General features: G+C 69.5%; 3 protein-coding genes. 1 reads left to right on the forward strand and 2 read right to left on the reverse strand.

What is annotated here, in order from left to right; all coding sequences use genetic code 11:
• The coding region (locus tag AB4Y86_RS15400) for a glycoside hydrolase family 3 N-terminal domain-containing protein (RefSeq protein ID WP_441403067.1) at positions 1-1,041 on the reverse strand (1,041 nt) is incomplete at its 3' end.
• Positions 1,042-1,172: 131 nt separating this feature from the next.
• On the opposite strand from AB4Y86_RS15400, the gene AB4Y86_RS15405 reads away from it, so the two are divergent.
• Positions 1,173-2,324, forward strand: a complete 1,152-nt coding sequence (locus AB4Y86_RS15405) for a glutamate--cysteine ligase (RefSeq protein ID WP_441403068.1) — start codon at positions 1,173-1,175, stop codon at positions 2,322-2,324.
• 16 nt (positions 2,325-2,340) lie between these two features.
• On the opposite strand, the gene AB4Y86_RS15410 is transcribed toward AB4Y86_RS15405, so the two are convergent.
• Positions 2,341-3,216 (reverse strand): tRNA (adenosine(37)-N6)-threonylcarbamoyltransferase complex transferase subunit TsaD (locus tag AB4Y86_RS15410; RefSeq protein ID WP_441403069.1); only part of this gene is annotated, 876 nt, incomplete at its 5' end.

The following is a 3,216-nucleotide window of genomic DNA, read 5'->3' on the forward strand; positions in this document are numbered from 1 at the left end:
GGTCACGGCGACCCCCTTGAAGCCCATCCGCCGCAACTCCGCATAGGCCGGCTTGGCGACGGAGGCCGGGACGCCGGGCTGCAGGGCGGGCACGGCAATGTGCCCCGTCATCACCATCGGCAGGCCGGCGTCGATGGCCGCCTGGAAGGGTTTCAGGTCCTTCGCCCGCAGCTCTTCCAGGCTGGCGTCCTGGACCGGCAGCCCCTCGTGCGAATTGACGGTCACGGAGCCGTGGCCGGGAAAGTGCTTGGCGGCCGGGAGGACGCCCGAGGCAAGCATGCCTTCGGAGAAAGCGGTGCCGACCTCCGCCGCGGTGTCCGCGTTGCCGGAGATGGAGCGCGAGCCGATGGTGGGGTCGGCGGGGCCCATCGTGACGTCCGCGGTGGGAGCAAAGTCGACGTTGAAGCCGAGAGCGGCCAGCTCCGCGGACATGGCTCGGCCGGCGTCGGCCGCCAGCGGCTCACTGCCGGCGGCACCGTAGCTCATCGGGGCCGGCCATTCGGTCAGCGGGGCGCGCAGCCGGGAAACCACCCCGCCCTCCTGGTCCACGCCGACCAGCCCGGGCCAGCTGCGGCCGTCGGCTTGGGCGGCACGCTGCAGGCGCTCGACCGCGGTGCGCATAGCGGCGGTGTCCACCTGCCCGTCCGGGGTGGCAGGGACGTTGTCGCCCATCACGATGGAACCCGCCAGGTGCAGGCGTTCAACCGTCCCGGCGTGGGCCTCGGCGTCGAGCCCGGTAAAGAACGGCAGCAACACCTGGCCGGCCTTCTGCTCGAGGCTCATCCCGGCTACCGCCTTGGCGGCAGCATCGGAGTCGCGCTGGTCCGGACCCCAGCCCAGCGGCCTGCCGGCCGGGGCGTCGTCCGCTTGCGGTCCAGCCGCGGAGCTGCGTTCCGGGTCCGGGCCGGGCCCCGGAGCCCCCGGAGCCCCCGGGGCGGAGCAGCCCGCGATTCCCACCGCCAGTGCGGTCAGGACCGCCAGCGCTGCCGGCAACAGGCTTCTTCTGTGAAAACTCTCACGCATCAGCTGTAACTTGGCCACCAGCTCGATGCTACCCCTGCACTACACTTGGAAACGCCGCCGGCGTGCCACAGCAGGCCGGCCCGGCAGTCAAAATTGCTGACCAGGAGTGGCGGCAGCTATAGCCGACACCAACGCAGCGAAGGGACCACATGAAGATTGATTTCGCTTCATCCAGGCAATCAACTCTTGGTGTGGAATGGGAACTCGCGCTCGTCGACGCCGAAACCGGCGAGCTGGCCTCGGTGGCCGGCGAGGTACTCCGCGGCGTGGCCCGTCGGCACCCCGAGCTAAACGAGGACGACGAACACCCGCACATCAAACAGGAGCTGTTGCTCAACACGGTGGAACTTGTCACCGGCATCTGCACCACGGTGGCGGAAGCCAAGGCGGACTTGAGCAGCTCCCTTGCCGCGCTGCGCGAGGTCACCGACCCGATGGGCGTCGAGGTCTTCTGCGCCGGCAGCCACCCCTTCAGCCCCCCGCAGCTGCAGCCCGTCACCGACAAGGCCCGTTACGCCAAGCTGATCGACCGCACCCAGTGGTGGGGCCGCCAGATGGTCATCTATGGGGTCCACGTCCATGTCGGCCTGGACAGCCGGGACAAGGTCCTCCCCGTCCTTGATGGCCTGGTCAACTACTTCCCGCACTTCCAGGCGCTGTCTGCTTCCAGCCCCTTCTGGGGCGGCGAGGACACCGGCTACGCCTCCCAGCGCGCGCTGATGTTCCAACAACTGCCGACGGCGGGCCTGCCCTTCCAGTTCTCCAGTTGGGAAGACTTCGAGTCGTACACCCAGGACATGTTCACCACCGGGGTGATCGATTCGCTCTCCGAAATCCGGTGGGACATCCGGCCCGTCCCGCATTTCGGCACCATCGAGATGCGCATCTGCGACGGGCTGGCCACGCTCGAGGAGGTCGGAGCCATCGCAGCCCTGACGCAGTGCCTCGTGGACGAGTTCTCCAGCACCCTGGACAACGGCGGCACCATCCCCACCATGCCGCCCTGGCACGTCCAGGAAAACAAGTGGCGTGCCGCCCGCTACGGCCTGGACGCCATCATCATCCTCGATGCCGAGGGCAACGAGCAGCTTGTCACGGACCACATCCGTGAGACGGTCGCGCGGCTGGAACCTGTTGCGGCGAAACTGGGCTGCAGCGCCGAGCTGGCCGACGTCCTGAAGATCGTCGAGCGCGGTGCCGGGTACCAGCGGCAGCGGCGCGTGGCGGCACAGCACGGCGGTGACCTGCGCGCCGTCGTCCTGGACCTGGTCGACCAGATGCGCAAGGGGCCCGAAGCCTAGTTCCTGCCCCTTCCCGCTATGCGGTTACGGAGGTGACCGGCATCGAGGAGTCCGGCGCGAAACCGATTCCGCTGGGCGAGATTCCGGCCATCACCAGCTGCGCACCGAGGGCAGCCACCRTGGCACCGTTGTCCGTGCACAGCGCCAGCGGCGGCACGCTCAGCCGGATGCCCGCAGCGCTGCAGCGCTGCTCTGTCAGCTGGCGCAGCCGCGAGTTCGCAGCCACTCCCCCGCCCAGCATCAGCTCGGTGATGCCGTTTTCGCGGCAGGCGAGCACCGCTTTGGCGGTGATCACGTCCACCACGGCCTCCTGGAAGGCCGCCGCAATGTCCGCCACCGGCACCGGTTCGCCGCGGGCCTCGAACTGTTCCACGCACCGGGCGACGGCGGTCTTGAGCCCGCTGAAGGACCAGTCGTAACGGTGCGGGCCGGGTTCCTCGGCCGTACCCATGTACTTCGGCTGGGTGAGCCCGCGCGGGAAGCGGATCGCCTTCGCGTTGCCGGTGCGAGCGAGCTTGTCGATCGCCGGGCCGCCCGGGTAGCCGAGCCCCAGCAGCCGCGCCACCTTGTCGTACGCCTCGCCGGCGGCGTCGTCGATGGTCGAGCCGAGCAGCTCGACGTCGTCCGTGATGCTGCGGATCCGAAGGATTTCCGTGTGGCCGCCGGAGACCAGGAGCGCGCCCAGGTTCTCAGGCAACGCGTTCGCCGGGGCAGCGTCTCCCGAGGGGATGTTCTCGGCGAAGGCGCCCGCGGCGCCTGAGTCCGGCTCGAGCAGGCCGACGCCGACGTGCGCCACCAGATGGTTGATCGCGTACAGCGGCTTGCCGGTAGCGACGGCGAGCGCCTTGGCCGCGCAAACCCCCACCATGAGCGCCCCGGCGAGGCCCGGGCC

The sequence above is a fragment of the Arthrobacter sp. 2YAF22_2 genome, assembly GCF_052114645.1.
Classification (GTDB): Bacteria; Actinomycetota; Actinomycetes; order Actinomycetales; family Micrococcaceae; genus Arthrobacter.

What these genes read in the sequence shown, in the direction of transcription:
- AB4Y86_RS15405 (WP_441403068.1), top strand. Translation starts at nt 1,173, where the DNA reads ATGAAGATTGATTTCGCTTCATCCAGGCAATCAACTCTTGGTGTGGAA.